Origin of the sequence: Pedobacter aquatilis (assembly GCF_032678425.1) — a bacterium.
Taxonomy (GTDB): Bacteria; Bacteroidota; Bacteroidia; order Sphingobacteriales; family Sphingobacteriaceae; genus Pedobacter; species Pedobacter aquatilis_B.
This window is the reverse complement of the sequence record NZ_JAVTSG010000003.1, coordinates 525,916-546,091: the sequence shown is the minus strand read 5'-3', so window position 1 is coordinate 546,091 and position 20,176 is coordinate 525,916. Positions and strand designations below refer to the sequence as shown.

Sequence of the window (20,176 nt, the reverse complement as noted above, 5' to 3'; positions counted from 1 at the left end):
ACATAAAATGATAAGCACGATTTTAATCCTATTAAACTTTTTGGTTCCTAACCCACCAAAAAATGTTTACGATTTCAGCTTTAAAACCATCGATGGTAAAGAAATAAAACTGTCGAAATTTAAAGGCAAAAAAATTATGATAGTTAATACTGCTTCTAAATGCGGTTATACACCACAGTATGAAGATTTGGAAAAACTGCAAAAACAGTATGGTAAAAAAGTAGTTTTAATTGGCTTTCCGGCAGGTAACTTCGGTGGTCAGGAGTTTTCTACCAATGCAGAAATTAAAGAATTTTGCACAGGAAAATACAATGTTTCTTTCTTACTTGCTGAAAAAAGCAGCGTAAAAGGGGATGATATTAGTCCGTTGTTTAAGTATTTAACTACTCAAACCAATACAGAAGAGCAAGGCGATATTAAATGGAACTTTGAGAAGTTTTTAATCAACGAAAAAGGGGAGTTGGTTCACCGTTTCCGTTCAAAAACTAAACCTATGGACGAGGCGATTGTAAAAAATCTCTAGTTGATGGAAGATGTTTGACGGGAAATGGAATGATTTTCTATCGTAAAAAAGGTAAAATGGTGAATGGGTAATATTCCATCTTCCATTTTACCTTTTTCAATTAATTACCTTCCTTAAAGGTAACATAGGGTAATTGGCAGAGATTTTTTTAATCCATCACCCATCTTACATCTTTATTGGTTTTTCTCTAAAACAGTCTTCCAAACTACTGCACTTAATATGGCACCAACAACTGGAGCTGCAATAAATAACCAAACTTGCTTTATCGCTTCTCCACCTGCTAATACGGCAGGGCCAATACTACGGGCGGGATTTACAGAAACGCCCGTTACTTTAATACCAACAATGTGGATTAAAACCAATGAAAGTCCGATTGCCAAACCAGCAAAACCACCATTAATATTTTTGGTAGATGTAGAGCCGAAAATTACCAATAAAAAAATAAAAGTGAATACCGCTTCTGCAATAAAGGCGGCTGTTATATTGTATTCGCCTAAGTAACCAGTTCCCCAACCGTTTGAACCTAATGCCCATTCTTTCATTTCAAAAATAGATTGATTGCTAACGATTAGATAAAGCAAACCTGCGCCGGCTATTGCACCTAAAATTTGGGCAACAATGTAATAAGCCGCTTCACTTGCCTTCATTCTGCCAGCTACAACCATTCCGATAGAGATTGCCGGATTAATGTGGCAGCCAGAAATGTGCCCAATGGCATATGCCATTGCAACGACTGATAAGCCAAAAGCGAAAGAGATACCCAACAAGCCAACGCCAGTTGAACCATCAGCACCTGCAATTACTGCACTTCCGCAACCCATTAAAACTAATACTAATGTGCCAAGAAATTCGGCACTAAATTTTGAGAATTTACTCGTTTCCATTTAATGTTTTTTTATAGTTAAAAATTAAATAGGAATGAGATGCTGCAAATGTAACCTAAAAATTACGATTTCAAAATTTTTGCTTGCTTGAAGAATAATTGCATATGTGTAAAAACAAAAAAGCCGACATTAAGCCGGCTTTAAAATATTGTTATTGATGTTGTTAAACTAAAAAACCACCACCTAATAAATCATTTCCTTCGTAAAATACAGCAGATTGACCCGGTGCAATTGCAGAAACATTATGGTCAAAAACAACACGCATTCTGTCTTTTTCTTGCACGATGGTACTTAACATACCCGCATCTTTATAGCGAATTTTTGTAATTACATCATTCATTGGCTCTTCAATGCTCGCATATTTTATAAGGTTAATATTACGAACCATTGCCTCTCTACGTTCCAATTCATCGGCTCTGCCTAAAACAACGGTATTACTTTCGGGTAAAATTTGAGTAACAAACATCGGTTCGCCAAAAGCTACACCCAAACCTTTACGCTGACCAATTGTGTAGAACGGGTAACCTTTATGCTGACCAACAACCATTCCATTACTTAAAATGAAATTTCCACCTGCCACGCGTTCTTCTAAATCTTCAACTTTGTGTCGTAAAAAAGCTCTGTAATCATTATCCGGTACGAAACAAATTTCATAGCTTTCAGATTTTTTAGCCAATTCTTCTTGCCCCATATCTAAAGCCATTTGTCTAATTTCTGCTTTTGCAAAACTCCCTAAAGGAAATTTTGTACGAGAAAGATTTTCTTGCGAAACACCCCATAAAACGTAAGATTGGTCTTTATTTTCGTCTTTACCTTTCGAAATAACATAACGTCCGCTATCTTGCTGACGGATATTTGCATAATGTCCGGTTGCAATAAATTCGCAATCCAGTTTATTCGCACGTTTGAGTAAGGCCTCCCATTTAATATGTGTGTTACACAAAACACAAGGATTTGGTGTTCTGCCAGCTAAATATTCATCAACGAAATTATCGATTACATAATCGCCAAATTCATCGCGTATATCCAAAATATAATGTGGAAAACCATAATTTACGGCAAGAGTACGAGCATCATTAATGCTATCCAAAGAGCAACAACCGGTTTCCTTGCTACTACCTCCAGATGAAGCATAATCCCAGGTCTTCATGGTTAAGCCAATTACCTCGTAACCCTGCTCGTGTAACATAACTGCAGCTACCGAACTATCAACCCCGCCACTCATGGCTACCAGAATTCTACCGTGTTTACTCATCTTAAAATTATTGGATGCAAAAATAAGGTTTTCTAATCTCAATTTACGCAAAGCAAGTCAGTTACTTGTAAAAAGCCATGATTATAGCGTAATTGTATTTAGTAAAGCAAAGGCAGTATTCTAGTTAACGTTCTTCCAGCTTTTTGCTCATACGCCTGCAGGCCTTAACCACAAGGCCGGTATCCGCTTCAATCTGGTTTAAGAAACTTAAAATTGTGCAATACACTTGCAAAAATCAAGACAAATTTTCGTCGAAGTCTTTAATGTATAACAAATACTGAAGTTGTTATTTTCATCCAATTAAGCCTAACCACTACTTCTTCGTTCCACTTTAAACCGGCCTAACAAATTTTTGGGGATGCACAGTCAAAGCCTTACCGCTTACTTTAATACAAAAATTTTCAGCCGGCAATTTTGTTTCTTTTGTTGTCAAAAGAAAAAGGCCCGTCTGGCCAAGACAAATAAACACCCCGCCCTGCGGGCACCCCTCTGGAAGAGGGGAATGCATTACGCAGAAAGCAAATCAGCAGGGGAATTTTATTGATAATGATTTTTAAAAATAAATTAATCTTAAAATTGATTATTCTTGAAAGATTAAAACATTTGGCAAGACTATAACATCCGATAAGCACTACAATTGCTTTTCAAAACATCTAAATAAAGCTTTGTATTTTTTTAGATAGTTAATCGATTTAGTTTATCTTTATCTTATCAATTACAGATAAATTAATACCTTAGAATTTTTAAATTTTAAAACTGATATGATTAAAAAAATTATTCTGCCTTGTTTACTGTTTTCGGCGTTTTTTGCTTCGGCGCAGCAGAATTTGGTTCAATATGTTAAGCCTATAATTGGAACTTCAAAAATGGGCCATACTTATCCTGGTGCTACGGTTCCGTTTGGTGCAGTACAACTTAGTCCTGAAACTGATACACTATCTTACGAAGTAAACGGAAAATACAATGGCGATGTTTATAAGTATTGCGCTGGTTATAAATACGAAGATAAAACCATCACTGGCTTTAGCCATACCCATTTTAGCGGTACAGGCCACTCAGATTTAGGCGATTTTTTAATCATGCCAACTCAGGGCAAACTGCAATTAAATCCGGGTACAGCTAGTGACCCTAAATCAGGTTATCGCTCTGCATATTCTCATGCAAATGAAGTAGCTGAAGCTGGTTACTATAAAGTCAAGCTGGATGATGATAACATCACAGCAGAGTTAACCGCTACAACCCGTGTAGGTATGCATCAATATACTTTCCCTAAATCCGATCAATCGCACATTATTTTAGATTTGATGGCTGGAATTTACAATTACGATGAAAAAACCGTTTGGACTTACGTTCGTGTTGTGAATGATACTTTAGTTACAGGTTATCGCCAAACAAATGGTTGGGCAAGAACCAGAACTGTATATTTTGCGATGAGTTTTTCTAAACCTTTTAAAAGTTATGGACGTAAAAGTTACGATGCAAAACAAGCTTACAGAGGTTTCTGGGGTAAATTTAATCAGGATAAAAACTTCCCTGAAATTGCAGGTAAAAAGTTAAAAATGTTTTTTGATTTTGATACTGAGGAAGGGGAGCAGGTTAAAATTAAGTTTGCTTTATCTCCGGTAAGTCAAGAAAATGCACTTCAAAACATGCGAGGAGAAATTTCTGGTTGGGATTTTAACAAGGTAAAGTCGCAAGCTCAAAGCACTTGGAATAAGGAGTTAAATAAGATTCAGGTGAATGCATCTAACGACAACAAAATTAATTTCTACACTGCATTGTACCATGCATTTATAAATCCAACCGTTTATACAGATTTAAATGGAGAGTATAAGGGTTTAGACCAAGGCATTCATAAAGCTGACGGATTTACAAATTACACAACTTTTTCTCTTTGGGATACCTACCGTGCACTACATCCATTTTTTAATATTATGCAGCCGGGAAGAAGTAATGATATGGTAAAATCGATGATGGCGCATTTTGACCAGAGTAGTTTGAAAATGCTTCCAATTTGGTCGCACTATGCCAACGATAATTGGTGCATGAGTGGTTACCATAGTGTATCTGTTATTTCTGATGCAATTATAAAAGGAACTTACAATGGCGATGCAAACAAAGCTTTGGACGCTTGTATTGCAACGGCAAACCATCGCGATTATGAAGGCATTGGATACTATATTGATAAAGGATTTATTCCAGCCGATAAAAGCGGAGTTTCTGTTTCTAATAATCTTGAATATTCGTATGATGATTGGGCGATTGCTCAATTGGCAAAAAAACTGAACAGAATGGACGTTTATAACGAATTTACCAAACGTTCGAACAATTGGAGAAATAATTGGGATGCAGCATCAGGTTTTATGCGACCGAAATTAGCTGATGGAACATTCAAAAAAGCATTTGACCCGAAAGACACAGAAGGACAAGGTTTTATTGAAGGTAATAGTTGGAACTACAGTTTCTTTGTTCCGCATGATCCAGCTTCGTTAATTGAAGTGATGGGCGGAAAAGCAAAATTTGCATCGCGTTTAGATACTTTATTTACGATGCATTTACCAGATGAATTTTTTGCACATACAGAAGACATTACACGCGAAGGTATAATCGGTGGTTATGTACACGGAAACGAGCCTGCGCATCATATTGCGTATTTTTACAATTGGGCTGGACAGCCATGGAAAACTCAGGCACAAGTTCGCCACATTTTAAATATGCAGTATAAACCTACAGCTGATGGGTTAGGTGGAAATGATGATTGCGGTCAAATGAGTGCCTGGTATATGTTCTCATCTTTAGGCTTTTATCCGGTTTCGCCAGGTTCTGATGTATATTCGTTGGGCAGTCCGGCGGTAAATAACGCGGTTTTAAACCTTGAGAATGGCAAGACTTTCACTGTTGAGGCAATTAAACAAAGTCCTAAAAACGTTTACGTTCAAAAGGTAGTTTTAAATGGTAAAGAAATTACTAATTATCAAATTAAACACAGTGATATAACGAATGGTGGAAAGTTGACGTTCTATATGTCAGCAAAGCCGAAGAAATAAAATATACTATAGACATCTAAGCCCCGAAATTTTCGGGGCTTCTTTGTTTTACAAATACCTCAGCCACCAATTGTTGTGTGTAGCTTTATATTTTTTGAACCACTTACATGGATAGTAGAGCGAAGCAACAACCAAAATCCAAATGGAATACACCACCCATAAATTGTATCCAAATGCAACCGGACGAAAGAAAAATGGCATTTGAATAATTTGAGCTGTAGTATTTCCTTCCAGGAAAAATAAAGCAATTAAAATAGTGTGTAATAAATAGAAATGTAAGATGTAGTAGAAGAAAGGTACAGAGCCAAATACAGAAAGTACCTTGCTTAATTTATTGGTTGCACTTTCAATCAAAGCGAGTAGTAACAAAGCCACACCAATCGTCATGCTTGTATATTGCAGTGATGGAGGATATTTACTCACATTAAAAAACGACAATAAGTTTTTAGCCAAATCATGATATTCTTTTCTCGGAGCGGGATCACCATAAATGCTTAATAAACGCAGTGCGACAAAAAGTACCAAAGCTAAAGCACCAAAATTGAGCAAATTTCTATTCCTTTTTACCGGATTGTAATCTTTACTAAACCATAATCCAGCAGCATAACCGAGAAACATTATTCCTGTCCAAGGTAAAATTGCATAAAAAACACCAACAAAATGATTACCTCCTAAAGGAACGACGGTGCCAAAGGCGGTAAAGAATACTTTCAAAATTAAACTAATACTTTCATCTTTAGGAGGAGGAAAAAGGTTGAAAATGTTATGTCCGAAAACTAAAATCAACCCTATAATTAATACCAAACTGTAAGAGATTCTACTGAAAATAGCTAGCAGAATCATGCTAAAACCAATAGCCCAAATTACCTGAAGTATTATGAAGTTATATGTTGGGTTAAAAGTTAAACCCAAAGTAACAATTGCGATTTCGACAAAAATTAACCAAAGGCCACGCTTAAAAAGGAATGCGCTAGCTTGTGAGTGTGTTTTATTTTGAGCCGAAAGAAAAGCCGATAATCCTGATAAGAAAACAAATGTTGGTGCACAAAAGTGTGTAATCCATCTCGTAAAAAATAGGATCCCACTGGTTGTGTCTGGGTTAAGCGGATCGCTGGTCATGGCTTCGATATGGAAAAAATCTCTGGTATGATCTAGCGCCATAATCACCATCACAAGACCCCGTAAAATATCAATAGAAACAATTCTTTTTGATAGAAGCATTTGTCCTTCGTTCATTTTAATGATGGCTAGAAGTTTAGGAATGGTTAGAATTTGTTTGCTGTAGATTTAAAGATACACAGTTTTATATAATTGCAAGAAAATATCTACTTAAAAAGATGGGATTATTTATAAAAACAATATAATTAAGAATATATTCCTAAAAGGAGTATAGCGTGCGGTGTTAATAACTATGCTTTATCACTGATGAAAAGGTATTAAAATATTCGTTCACAGCGTTTATTATGTATTTGTTTGATTATGAGTGTGTTGATAAAATTTTAAAATTATGTTGATAACCCTTAAAAATAAATTTTTAGGTTTATGTAAGTCATTAAATATCCCTAAGAAAACTAATTAAGACACATATTATGTTTAGTATCTTAACTGGTTTTTATAAACGAATTTTGAGATGTCTAAGCAATATCAAACACCAGGCGTTTATATCCAAGAGACTAGCAGATTAGCCCCTGTGATTTCTCCAGTTGATACAGCAATTCCGGCATTTATAGGCAAGACCGAATTCAAAAATATTGATGAGCATAATCGTCCGGTACCTGTAAAAATTTCTTCACTAGCAGATTACGAACATTATTTTGGTATAGGAAATTCAGAACATTCTATTTTTTTAGTTTCAATCTTAAATGAGCCAATTGATGTTCTAAATCATCAAATTGAGGTAAATATTAAAAAGGAAGTTATTAGTGGCAGGTACATGTATTATGCCATGTTAATTTTTTATGCAAATGGTGGCGGCCCTTGTTATGTAGTTTCAGCAGGGGATTATAGTAGTGCTTTCGATGATAATGATGGAATTGCCTGTCTCAATGCAATTGAAGATGTTGATGAGGTTACAATTCTGGTTTTTACTGATAAACATTTTAATCAGACTGAAACATCATCGGGATATAAAATGCTTAATGATCTAGCGCTTTTGCAGTGCAATAAGTTGAGAGATAGGATTGCAATATTTAATTCTTGGATAAATTCTTCTGATGTTTCTGCAGATTTGGAAAAAATGCGTAGCGATGTTTCGATGGAAAACCTTAAATACGGTTGCATGTATTATCCTTGGTTGCATACAAGTTTAAACTATTGTATTGATGAAAGTCAAATCATTATCAAACATTTAGTAAATGATATTAAGGGAGCATTAGATGGTACATCACTATGTGATATTGAAAATAAAAATTTATACGAATTAATAAAATCCGAAATCCACAAACATACAATCGAATTGCCACCATCACCAGCCATTGCAGGTGTTATGAGGAGCGTTGATGATAATAGGGGTGTTTGGAAAGCGCCTGCAAATGTTTCGTTAAATCTTACGCTTGCCCCAGTTACAAAAGTTACCGATTCATATTCAAGCAATTTTAATGTAGACGTACATACTGGGAAATCAGTTAATCTTATAAAATACTTTGTAGGGAAAGGTACATTGGTATGGGGTGCAAGAACATTGGCTGGAAATGATAACGAATGGCGATATATTTCTGTAAGGCGTCTTTTTAATTTTGTAGAAGAGAGTATAGAGAAGAGTATTCAACCATTTGTATTTGAACCTAATGATGCAAATACCTGGTTAAAAATAAAAGCAATGTGTGAGAATTTTTTAACCATTCTGTGGAGGTCTGGCGCTTTAATGGGCTCTAAATCCGAACATGCTTTTTTTGTAAATATTGGTTTAGGCAAAACAATGACTGCTATCGATATTTTAGAAGGCAAACTAATACTTGAAATTGGATTGGCTCCTGTAAAACCGGCAGAATTTATAATTATCAGATTAAAATTAAATATGCAGATTAACTAAAATGAATTTATATCACTGAAGAAAATTAACAACTAACTTAAATCATAAACCCATGATTTTATTATCATCCATCAAAAGTACAGAGGGCGATTTAAATAAAATATTGCCGTCAAATCAGGTTGAAAACATGATTTTTAGTGAAACCAATTATCATAAAAACCCGATAAGCTATGATATTAATTACGATAGTTTAGAAAAATTTATGAATGATTATGAAGCTTTGGTATTTTATCTAATGAAAGGTTTTAAGCCCCAATGGCTCCCGGTAGATACAATTTTCGAGCCTGCAAATATTTTGCTTTCTCTTTACAAAAACCATTTCAACCTTTTTGTTGAGTTTGTCCAATCTATAAAAAACGATTGCAATTTAATCAATAAAACTGCCGAGCTTATCGTTAGAAATACATTTAATATTAATTTCAGTTTTGCCTCTGAAGAAAATAATCATTTAGATTTCAATGAAGCAGCAAAAATTTGGCTACTTCAGGTAGCATCAAATGAAACTAGTTCAAAAAATCCTTCCATTGAAAATAATGTAGTCGAGTTCTAATAACTACAGAAAGATTTCAATCCTGCCCAAAAGCATAAATACCTTCTATGCTTGTAATAAATTTGGTACTTGCAACAAAAACGATTTAGGAATGCTTTAATTGGCTTTTTCGATTTTGAACTTCAGAATATTTTAATATATATTTGTTTTAGTTCTAACCGAGAAATTAAGAAACCTAACAGATGTACTCAAAATTGCAGCAGCAATATTATTAAGTACAACCTAAATAAACACACAACAAAATAATTATGAAAAGAAGAACTTTTATTCAAAACACAGGCTTATTAGGCGCTGGTGTTGTGGCTTCAAAATTTTCTTTTGCCGCAGAATTAGCACCTGAATTTCCTGTAGTAAGAGTTGCTGAAGGTAAAAGACATTTTAAAAGTAAAGCAGTTGATAATGCAATAAAAACTTTCCAAAGTAAGGTGAAAAACCCTGAACTGAATTGGCTTTTTGAAAACTGTTTTCCGAATACTTTAGATACTACTGTTTATTATTCTGATAAAAATGGCAAGCCTGATACTTATGTAATCACCGGCGATATAGATGCAATGTGGTTACGCGATAGTTCTGCACAGGTTTGGCCGTATTTGCAATTTGTTAACGAAGACGAGCCATTAAAAAAACTAATTGCCGGTGTAATTAGTCACCAAACGCAATGTGTTTTGAAAGATCCATATGCAAATGCTTTTTATGGTGATGCAAATAAAGTAGGAGAGTGGAAAACTGATCGTACGGATATGCAAGCCGGCGTACACGAACGTAAATGGGAAATCGATTCTTTGTGTTACCCAATTCGTTTGGCTTATTACTATTGGAAAAAAACCGGAGACAAAGCACCTTTTGATGCAAATTGGAAAAAAGGAATCGAAGCTACTTTGAAAACTTTTAAAGAGCAGCAACGTAAAACGAATAACGGACCTTATCATTTCCAACGTAATACGCCACACCCAACGGATTCATTGCCTATGGCGGGTTACGGTTTCCCGGTAAATCCTGTTGGTTTAATTTGCTCGGCTTTCCGCCCAAGTGATGATGCAACTATCTTTCCATTCTTAATTCCTTCAAATTTCTTTGCGGTAACCAGTTTAAAGCAAGCTGCAGAAATGATTAAAGCTTTGCAAAGTGATGCTGCGTTAGAAAGTAATTTACTAAACCTTGCTGATGAAGTGAGTGCTGCCATTCAAAAACATGCAATCGTAAATCATCCAAAATATGGGAAAATTTATGCTTTTGAGGTTGATGGCTTCGGTAGCTCTTATTTAATGGATGATTCCAACGTACCGAGTTTGTTAAGTTTACCTTATTTAGGAGCTGTTAAACTTGACGACCCGATTTACCAAAACACACGCAAGTTTGCGCTTTCGCTTGATAATCCTTATTTCTTTAAGGGAACAGCAGCCGAAGGCATTGGTGGTCCACATGTTGGGCAAGATATGATTTGGCCAATGAGTATCACTATGAGGGCATTAACCTCAACAGATGATAAAGAAATTAAATGGTGTATCGAAACCTTACAGAAAACCCATGCTGGTACTGGCTTTATGCATGAAGGTTTCCATAAAAATGACCCTACTAAGTTTACCCGTTCTTGGTTTGCATGGTCTAATACCTTATTTGGTGAGTTACTCTGGAAAACTTACAATGAAAAACCTGCCCTTTTAAAAGTTTAATTGTTAGCCCGTCTTCAATAAATTGAAGCGGGCTTTTTTATTTTACTTTTAATAAATCGATTTATGTAAATGAGAACGCCATTTTTACCCTGAATAAACCATTTTTGAAACACGATATTCCAACCAAAATATATTCATTTTATGAAAAGCCAAACCAAACTATTTCTGTGTACGATATTATTGATGGTTTTTGGAGCAGTGGCTTCAAAAGGTCAAACATTTAGCAAATACGTTAATACATTTATTGGTACTGCACCTTTAACCGACCCAAAAATTTTAGGTTATAAATTGCCTGATGGATGGCGCTCTTGGGCAGGTTTAACTTTTCCCGGAAGTTCTTTGCCAAATGCAATGGTACAGCTTAGCCCAATGACAGAATATGGCTCAGGAGCGGGTTATGAATATGAAGATTCAGTAATTTTAGGTTTTACGCATACAAACAAGGGCCATTGGAATCTTTGTAATATTCCAATTTTACCAATGTCTAACCCTGGTGAAAAATTTGGTTCAAAGTTTTCTCACAAAAAAGAAAGTTCAGCTCCGGGATTTTATCAGGTTTATTTAGATGATTATGATGTAAACGTTAGTCTTACATCTACTTTAAGAGCCGGTTATCACAGATACGAATTCAAAAACAGTGCAAACAGGCAAATTCTTTTTGATATGGGCAAGGCCAATAGCCGTGTATCTACTTGGAATATTGAACAGGAGGGTACAAATATTATTAAAGGTTTTCAAGGTGGTGAAAATGTTTATTTCTATGCTATTATCAATGCAAAAATTGATAAATTAAATAAAACTGAGGAAGGTAAAAGAACTGGTTATGCCATTGCGCATTTAGCTGATGGAGATAAAGAACCCGTTGAAATTAAAATCGGTTTATCTTTTGTCAGCATAGAAAATGCTAAGCAAAACGTTTTGGCAGAGATTGGCAAAAAATCCTTCAATGAAATTCGCAAAGAAGCAACTTCAAAATGGGAGAAAATACTATCATCAATACAAGTTAAAGGCGGAACTGAGAAGCAGAAAGTTATGCTTTATTCTTGCTTGTATCGCTCTTTTTTATGGCCAGCTTTGCGTAGCGATGTTAACGGAGAATTTACGGATGCAAATAAAAAAGTTGTAAAGGCAGATTTTAATTATTATACGGAGCCATCTTTATGGGATACTTATAGAAATAAGGATGTTTTATTAGGTTTGATTTCTCCTGACGTTACGCTTGATGTTATAAAATCGATGAAAGATGTTGGTGACAAGAAAGGATTTATTCCAACGTTTTTTCATGGCGATCATGGTTCTTCATCAATCGCAGGCGCATATCTTCGGGGTATAGATAATTTTGACATCAAAGGCACTTATCAAATTTTATTAAAAAATGCCAATACGCCAGGCGGAGCAAGACCTCACGTAGAAGAATATATAAAAAAGGGATTTATTTCTGATCCTGATGTTCCTAACCCTCATGTTGAAACTAAAGCCGCAGCTGGTGTTTCAAAAACGTTAGAATATGCTTACGACGATTATTCTGTTGCGCAAATTGCAAAGAAACTGGGCGATACAGCTAATTATAGAATTTTAATGGCTCGTTCTAAAAACTATAAAAATATGTTCGATCCATCAACCAGGTTTATGCGAGGTAAATTGGCTGATGGTTCTTGGATTACGCCATTTAATCCTCAGTATCCGTATTACGAGTATATGTATAGAGAGGCAAACGCCTGGCAAGTTTCGTTTTTTGCTCCGCATGATATGAATGGTTTAATCGAACTTTACGGTGGCGCTAAAGGTTTTGAGTCGAAGTTAGATTCACTTTTTACCGTTCCGTGGAATCCGAATCATATTGCAAGAAATGTCGAAACGATGATTGGACAGTATTGTCACGGTAACCAACCCGACCATGAAGCGCCATTTTCTTATCACTTCATCAATAAACCAGAAAAATCACAAAAAATATTAGATACAATTATGAATACATTGTATGGAATTGGTGATGATGGTTTGGCATTATGCGGTATGGATGATGCTGGTGAAATGTCGTCTTGGTACGTTTTTAGCGCATTAGGTATTTATCCATTTTCGGCTACCGATGCAGAATATATTGTTACTGCGCCTCTTTTTGACGAAGTTAAATGGCGAACCAGCAATGGTAAAACCATAACCATAAGTAAACCAAATAAGGGGAGAGCTTTAACCACTATTAAGGTTGACGGAAAACTAAACAAGGGTTATTTTGTATCGCACGATTTATTTAAAAACGGCGGCAAAGTAGAAATAATAACAAATTAATATAGATTTTAATAGAAGATTGAGGCCTTTGCATTTTTGTAAAGGCTTTTTTTATTATATCTGCTAAAAACATCAAAGAAATTTTACATATTGAGGATTGTAAAATTATTTATAGCTTAACTCCCTAAGCTATTTAGCTAATTGCCCCTATGCCTCTAAAAAGTATTCTACATAATGAAACCAGTTATATGGAATGGAACGCCTTCAAGGCGGGAGATTGGGATGCATATATGCAGCTTTATAATACTTATTTTAAGTTGCTCAACAATTACGGCTATAAATTTACCAGAGATGCAAGCTTAATCGAGGATGCTGTACACGATTTGTTCGTTAATCTTTGGGCTAAAAAAACAGAACTGGGAAATCCCGTTTCGGTAAAGAATTATTTATATAAATCGTTAAGAAATCTACTGTTTAGGAAAATGGAGAAACAACAACGTTTCGTAAATATTGATGCTGATGAAGATTACCCATTCAATTTCGAAGTTTCTTTTGATACCATTCTAATAGAGGATGAACAAGAAAAAAATCTGCAAAGAAAAATAAAGGAAGCGGTACAGAGTCTGCCAGCAAGACAACAGGAAATTGTTTATTTACGATTTTATGAGGGGTTGAGTTATGAAGAAATTGCAGACATTATGAATTTAAATATCAATTCAACATATAAACTCCTATACAAAGCTATTGCAAAACTTCAGGAAAAAATAAAGCTCGCTGATTTGCTTATTGTATTATGCGTTTTGGCATCAAAAAAGGCACTTTTAGAAATAAATTAATTTTTTTTTAAAAATGAAGGGATAATTTTGGGTAGTCCATGTATATAGGGAGTATAACATCTTTCACAATATGGATTTTTCTAAATATATAAACTATAGTTTTGAAGATTTTCTTAATGACGATGAATTTTTAGCATTTGTTATTGAGCAGAATCCTGATGATACTGAAGCTTGGAATCAATTTAGAAATGATTATCCGCAGCGCAGAAAAATTGCTGAGTCTGCTTTCAAAACCATATTCTCTTATCGCAAACAAGAAACTTTCTATAACGAAACTGCCCAGCCAAGAGTATTCGAGAGAATTAATGATTCTATCTCAGGTAAAAAACAGAAGACCAAAATTTTCAAATTATCTCCATTTATAAGAATAGCTGCCGTTTTTGTATTGGTATTTCTATCTTTTATAATTTACAGAAGCCTTACTGCTAATCAGATTCAAAAAACTGATTTCGGAAAAATCAGAACGATTGCTTTGCCTGATGGTTCTGAAGTAACTTTAAATGGTAATTCTGAAATTAAATATGCCAAAAATTTTAAGGGTGGAATTAGAGAAGTTTGGATTACCGGAGAAGCATTATTTAAAGTTGTTCATCTTAATATAGATACCAATAACATCAAGCCTGAAGAAAAATTTATTGTACATAGTAATGACATCGATATTGAAGTTTTAGGAACCACTTTTAATGTACGCAACAGGCACGAAAAAACGAGTGTTGGTTTGTTAAGTGGAAAAATCAGAATTGATTACAAAGACACAGCTAAAGTTAAAAAGCAATTTGTAATGATACCAGGTGATTATATCAAACACACTGAAGGAACAGCTTTATCACATCAAAAACTTACCGATACACAGCATTTAACGGCATGGGTAAATCATCAGTTAGTATTTAAAAATTCTACTATAGAAGAAATGTGCGTTGTTTTGGAAGACGATTTAGGCTATAAAGTTACTGTGAATGAAGATTTGAAAAAACTAAAAGTTGAAGGAGAAATTAACGTGAATAATGTAACCGATTTAATTCACATCCTTAAAACAACCTTGCATTTAAGTATAGAAACCAATAATAAAAAAATTACCATTAAAGAATAACCAAACTCAGAATTTAAGCGCTTGAATTCTGAGAACAACAACAAACCAACTAGACAACCAACTAAACTAAACAGATTATGAGAATACTCTACCTTAGCAAGGCGGTGAAATACTGCTGTCTTACTATGATGTTCTGCGCATGCGCCTTGTTTTGCTCTGCACAACTAATGGCCCGGAACGTAGTGCACACCAAAAAGGTTAATAAAGCGCAAATACCAGGAGAAAATAAAATTTCGCTTAAAAATGCCATCGAACTCATTAAAGAAAGATTCGATATTAAAATTGCTTATAAAGAAGGCATCTTGGAAAATAAAATCAGTAACGTTTTTCAAAGCCAACTAAATGCAGCAACTGATGCAAAAACTGCATTAACATTGAGTTTGAGTGGTTCATCACTAGATTTTAACAAAATTAACGAAGCCCAATATGTTATAGTAGATGCAAAAGCATATTATGCTGATGTAATTAAAGGAACAGTAACTTCTGCGAGCGATAATGAACCTCTTGTTGGCGCTACTGTTTACATTAAAGGAACAAAAACTGGTGCTTCAACAGATGCACAAGGACAATTTAGCATTACCATACCGGCAAATTTAAAAGGACAGCCAATTGTTTTAACCATTGCGTCCGTAGGGTATGAATCCCTTGATTTACCAGTTTCAAACCTTGATGCGCCCGTTTCGGTTAAATTACAGGAAAGTAACAGCAATTTAAATGATGTTGTGGTTACCGCTTTGGGTATAAAAAGAGATAGTAAAGCTTTGGGTTACGCCGTAACTGAAGTTAAAGGTTCGGAATTTACACAAGCCAGAGAAAATAACATTGCAAATGCACTAACAGGTAAGGTTGCCGGTGTAAATGCCACCGGACTTTCAACAGGTCCGGGTGGCTCGAGCCGGGTAATTATACGTGGTAATGGTTCATTCAATGGTAATAACCAACCGCTTTATGTGGTAAATGGTATGCCTATTGATAACACTGTGCCGGGTGGAGCTGCCACAACCAACACACTTGCGACAAATGTAGATAGAGGTGATGGTATCGGAAGTATTAACCCTGATGATATTGAAACCATAACCGTTTTAAAAGGTGGTACAGCTGCAGCACTTTATGGTTCTCGTGCCAGTAATGGTGTTATCTTAATTACAACGAAAAAAGGCGTTAAGCAAAGGGGTATTGGTGTTGAGTATAATACAACGTACACCATCGAAAATGCAATTAATGATAATGACTACCAGTACGAATACGGACAAGGTTTAAATGGGGTAAAACCTGCAAATCAAAATGATGCAATCGCTACAGGCCGCCTCTCGTTCGGAGCGAAGATTGATAACTCGATGTACATCGCTGCCGATGGTTTAAGTCATCCATATAGTGCGGTAAAAGATAACATCAAAAACTTCTACTCTACAGGTACAAACTTTACCAATACGGTTGCCTTTTCTGGCGGAACGGATGGCATTGTTTACCGTTTATCAGTTGCCGATTTAGATAGTAAGGGTATTATTTCTACCACAAGATTTAAACGCCAAACGGCTAACTTAAACATTAATGCCAAAATAACTGATAAAATTAAGGTTGAAGGTTTAGCACAATACAATCTTGAAAGAGGTTTTAACAGAACTTTAGCTGGTGATGCATTGGGAAATCCAAACTGGACACCTTATGAAGTTGCCAACACAGTTGATGTAAGATGGTTAGCACCAGGTTATGATGCTGCCGGAAATCAAACGCCTTGGAATGATGCAGGTATTGCAACGAATGGTTATTTCGTAATGAATAAATATCAGCAGAACGATACAAAAAACCGTTTCATTGGGCAAGGTTCGATTACTTATGATATTGTTAAAAATTTCAGCTTAAAAGGTGTTATTAGCCGCGATTTTTACAATTATAACTATGTAAATATTTTGCCTACAGGCGATACTTACATTCCAAACGGCCAATATTCTGGAATTAAATCTGATGTTTCTGAAACCAATGCGTTAATTACAGGTAACTATAAAACACGCATAGCGGATAAAATAGGTATTTCGATTTTGGGGGGTGCGAATAGCCGTAGGTTTGAAAACAAGCAATTAAATATGGATGGCGCAACATTTACCATTCCATTCTTTTATAGTTATAAAAACCTTGCAACAGCAAGTACAATTCCTACGCATCAAAGAATTAGAACAAACTCTGTATTTGGTTCGGCAGATTTCGATTACAAAAGCATTTTGTTCTTAACCTATACGGCAAGAAACGATTGGTTTTCAACACTAAGTCCTGAAAATAACAGTATTTTATATCAAAGTGTTGGTGGTAGTTTGGTGCTTTCTGATGCTTTGAAAATGCCTTCATCAGTTGATATTTTTAGATTAAGAGCATCTTGGGCTGAAGTTGGTGGTGGTGCTGCCGACCCTTACAAAATCAATTTAACGTATAGCAACGTACCAAGTTCTGGTTTGCCATTGCAAAATGTAACTACGAATGATATCACTAACCAAAATTTAAAACCATACACTTCTACTACTTATGAAGGTGGTTTCGAATTGAAAATGTTTAAAGGTAGGTTAGGATTAGATTTTACTGCTTACAGTCGTAAAACAACAAATGATATTTTAAATGCTGCGATATCATCAACCTCTGGTTATAATAACGCGGTTTTAAATGTTGGTGAATTGAGCAATAAAGGTCTTGAGTTCTTATTAAGTGGCAGCCCGATTTCTAAAGAGAAATTCAGCTGGAACATTAGCTACAATGTTTCATATAACAAAAGTGAAGTTATTAAACTGGTAGAAGGTACAAACAGCTTTCAGGTTGCCAATTCGGTTGGTAACTGGGGTTACATCAACCAAACCGTTGGCAGCTCTTACGGAACAATTGTTGGTACGAAAATACTAAGAAACAATGCCGGACAAATCGTGTATAATGCAACGACTAATCGTCCCGTTGCAACAGGTTTACAAGAACTTGGAGATGGTGTTCCGCCTTTAACTATGGGTTTAAACCAAGATTTTAGATTAGGTAACTTTACTTTAAGTTTCCTTGTTGATGGAAAATTTGGCAATAAAGTATTCTCTGTAAAAGAAGTTTATGCAACGCGTTTGGGCTTAATGAAAAGCACTTTGCCTGGTCGTGAAAATGGTTTAGCTTTAAGTGGGGTAGACCAAGCTGGTAATCCATACTCGGCAACCATTCCGGTTAGTGGTTTAAGAGCTTACTACAACGATATGAGAAATTACTCTGAGCTTTTTGTTCACGATGGAAGTTTTATCAAATTACGTCAGGCAATTTTATCATATAATATTCCTGTTAAGGACTTTAAAATGCTTAAAATACAATCGGCCAGTTTATCTTTTGTAGCCAGAAATATTTTAACGCTATATAAGAAAACGGATACATTCGACCCTGAATCTAGTTACACGAATGGTAACGCACAAGGTTTTGAATCGATTGGTTTACCAAGAACACGCACTTTCGGTATGAACTTAATGGTTAAATTCTAAAGCTATAATAATGAAAAAGTACTCTAACAAATATAAAGCAGCGATTTGCATGTTATGGCTAAGTGCAACTTTAACCTCATGCACAAAAGATTTTCAGGAGATTAATACTGATCCTGAAGCTTCATCAAACATACAACCCGCTTTTGTTTTCACTAAATCGTTATACGATGGAGCAAAAAACAATTTAAACTTATTGCTTGGAACCATGCAATACACCACAAGTTTTAACGATGTGGCCGGTTTTGGTTCTAAATATGTTTCCAGTCAAAGTCAACAATCTGCTGCAGTTTTTAGTGCAGCCTACAATCAGGAAATTAATGAAATTGCATTAGTTATCAATGCAGTTAGAACAAATCCAGAGCAAGTAAATTTATTGGCTTCAGCTCGTATATGGAAAGCTTATTGTTACAGCAGAATTACCGATTTGTACGGTGATATTCCTTATTCAGAAGCGGTACAAGGTTTTACAAATTCAAACTACAAACCAGCTTACGATGCACAAAGAGCCATCTATTTGGATTTACTTAAAGAACTTGATGAAGCGGCTTTAAGTTTAAATCCTGCAAAGGCAACTTTTGGAGCTGCCGATTTAATTTACGCTGGCAATACGGTTAAATGGAAGAAATTTGCCTATTCACTAATGCTTCGCTTAGGTATGCGTTTAACAAAAGTTGATGCTACACTTGCCGAAACCTGGGTTAAAAGAGCTATTGCGGGTGGTGTAATTACGGATGATGTGGATATCGCCAAAATGAGTTACTTAGCTGCCGGGCAAGACATCAATAAAAATCCGATTGCTTTAAATTTATACAACAGCGATTACATAAGAGCTGATGGAACGAGTAATCAGGAAGGCGGTAAATATCAGGATACATTTATTACTTACATGAAAAACAATAAAGACCCACGTTTGGGAATTTTATCAGTAGTTTATGTAAATGGTGTTGCTGATACATCTGCGGCGATTCAAAAAGGAATGCCTGCAACTTTAAATGCAAAACCTGGAAATTTTGTAACCTATTCAGAGCCTAACCAAAAAACAGTTTTAGCTTTAGGTAGCCCAAAATTGTTGTTTACCACTGCAGAAAGTAATTTCCTTTTAGCAGAAGCGGTTTTACGTGGTTGGTTTACTGGAAATGCCTCTACACTTTACGAATCAGGAATTAGAGCGGCTATGAAACAGTGGGCAATTATTGCTCCAGGCGATGGTGCAATCAGTGATTTGCAAATCAATACTTACATTAAATACCATCCATTAAATGCTGCTGGAACGCTTGATAATAAGCTTCAGCAAATTTACACGGAGTTTTGGTTAGCGGTATTCCCTGATGCGCAAGAAGCTTTTGCAAGTTACCGCAGAACGGGTTATCCTGCATTGGTTCCGGTAGTTTACGTTGGTAATGCCACTGGTGGTAAAATCTTTAGAAGAATGCTCTATCCACTTTCAGAGCAAAATTTAAATCGTGCTTCGCTTGATGCTGCTGTTGCTCGTCAAGGCGCAGACGATTTCTTAACCCGTATCTGGTGGGATAAATTATAGTTGTTGATAATGAAATCCTGCGGTGCATAG

The 20,176-nt window shown here is 35.5% G+C and carries 13 protein-coding genes; 10 read left to right on the top strand and 3 right to left on the bottom strand.

What is annotated here, in order from left to right; all coding sequences use genetic code 11:
• Nucleotides 1–7: 7 nt before the first annotated feature.
• The gene (locus R2Q16_RS12340) at nt 8–523 is read left to right on the top strand and encodes a glutathione peroxidase (protein WP_290237854.1); all 516 of its coding nucleotides are present in this window, start codon (nt 8–10) and stop codon (nt 521–523) included.
• Nucleotides 524–696: 173 nt separating this feature from the next.
• On the opposite strand, the gene aqpZ is transcribed toward R2Q16_RS12340, so the two are convergent.
• Together aqpZ and mnmA are read right to left on the bottom strand one after the other, a co-directional pair.
• A complete protein-coding gene (gene aqpZ, locus R2Q16_RS12335; RefSeq protein ID WP_316737419.1) occupies nt 697–1,407 on the bottom strand; it encodes an aquaporin Z in 711 nt (236 codons plus the stop codon).
• Between the two features lie 163 nt (nt 1,408–1,570).
• On the bottom strand, nt 1,571–2,662 hold the full coding sequence (mnmA, locus tag R2Q16_RS12330; RefSeq protein WP_316737418.1) for a tRNA 2-thiouridine(34) synthase MnmA: 1,092 nt from the start codon (nt 2,660–2,662) through the stop codon (nt 1,571–1,573).
• 761 nt (nt 2,663–3,423) lie between these two features.
• On the opposite strand from mnmA, the gene R2Q16_RS12325 reads away from it, so the two are divergent.
• On the top strand, nt 3,424–5,709 hold the full coding sequence (locus R2Q16_RS12325) for a GH92 family glycosyl hydrolase (protein WP_316737417.1): 2,286 nt from the start codon (nt 3,424–3,426) through the stop codon (nt 5,707–5,709).
• Between the two features lie 48 nt (nt 5,710–5,757).
• On the opposite strand, the gene R2Q16_RS12320 is transcribed toward R2Q16_RS12325, so the two are convergent.
• Nucleotides 5,758–6,945, bottom strand: a complete 1,188-nt coding sequence (locus tag R2Q16_RS12320) for a DUF1624 domain-containing protein (protein ID WP_316737416.1) — start codon at nt 6,943–6,945, stop codon at nt 5,758–5,760.
• Nucleotides 6,946–7,339: 394 nt separating this feature from the next.
• Here R2Q16_RS12320 and R2Q16_RS12315 point away from each other — a divergent pair, with 394 nt between their 5' ends.
• From R2Q16_RS12315 to R2Q16_RS12280, 8 genes are all read left to right on the top strand, one after another.
• Nucleotides 7,340–8,740 carry a phage tail sheath family protein gene (locus R2Q16_RS12315; RefSeq protein ID WP_316737415.1) on the top strand — a complete coding sequence of 467 codons (1,401 nt, stop codon included), beginning with the start codon at nt 7,340–7,342 and terminating at the stop codon, nt 8,738–8,740.
• A gap of 52 nt (nt 8,741–8,792) precedes the next feature.
• A complete protein-coding gene (locus tag R2Q16_RS12310) occupies nt 8,793–9,290 on the top strand; it encodes a hypothetical protein (RefSeq protein WP_316737414.1) in 498 nt (165 codons plus the stop codon).
• A 248-nt stretch (nt 9,291–9,538) separates the two neighbouring features.
• A complete protein-coding gene (locus R2Q16_RS12305) occupies nt 9,539–10,963 on the top strand; it encodes a glycoside hydrolase family 125 protein (RefSeq protein ID WP_316737413.1) in 1,425 nt (474 codons plus the stop codon).
• 141 nt (nt 10,964–11,104) lie between these two features.
• Nucleotides 11,105–13,249: a GH92 family glycosyl hydrolase gene (locus R2Q16_RS12300; protein ID WP_316737412.1), complete on the top strand. Its 2,145-nt coding sequence runs from the start codon at nt 11,105–11,107 to the stop codon at nt 13,247–13,249.
• Between the two features lie 188 nt (nt 13,250–13,437).
• On the top strand, nt 13,438–14,025 hold the full coding sequence (locus tag R2Q16_RS12295; RefSeq protein ID WP_316737411.1) for a sigma-70 family RNA polymerase sigma factor: 588 nt from the start codon (nt 13,438–13,440) through the stop codon (nt 14,023–14,025).
• A gap of 70 nt (nt 14,026–14,095) precedes the next feature.
• Nucleotides 14,096–15,115, top strand: coding sequence for a FecR family protein (locus R2Q16_RS12290; protein WP_316737409.1), 1,020 nt, complete (start codon nt 14,096–14,098; stop codon nt 15,113–15,115).
• A 167-nt stretch (nt 15,116–15,282) separates the two neighbouring features.
• Nucleotides 15,283–18,606 (top strand): SusC/RagA family TonB-linked outer membrane protein, encoded by a 3,324-nt coding sequence (locus R2Q16_RS12285; RefSeq protein WP_316737408.1) that lies wholly within the window; start codon nt 15,283–15,285, stop codon nt 18,604–18,606.
• Nucleotides 18,607–18,616: 10 nt separating this feature from the next.
• Complete coding sequence (locus R2Q16_RS12280; RefSeq protein ID WP_316737407.1) at nt 18,617–20,146, top strand: SusD/RagB family nutrient-binding outer membrane lipoprotein; 1,530 nt, start codon at nt 18,617–18,619, stop codon at nt 20,144–20,146.
• The last annotated feature ends 30 nt before the right edge of the window (nt 20,147–20,176 follow it).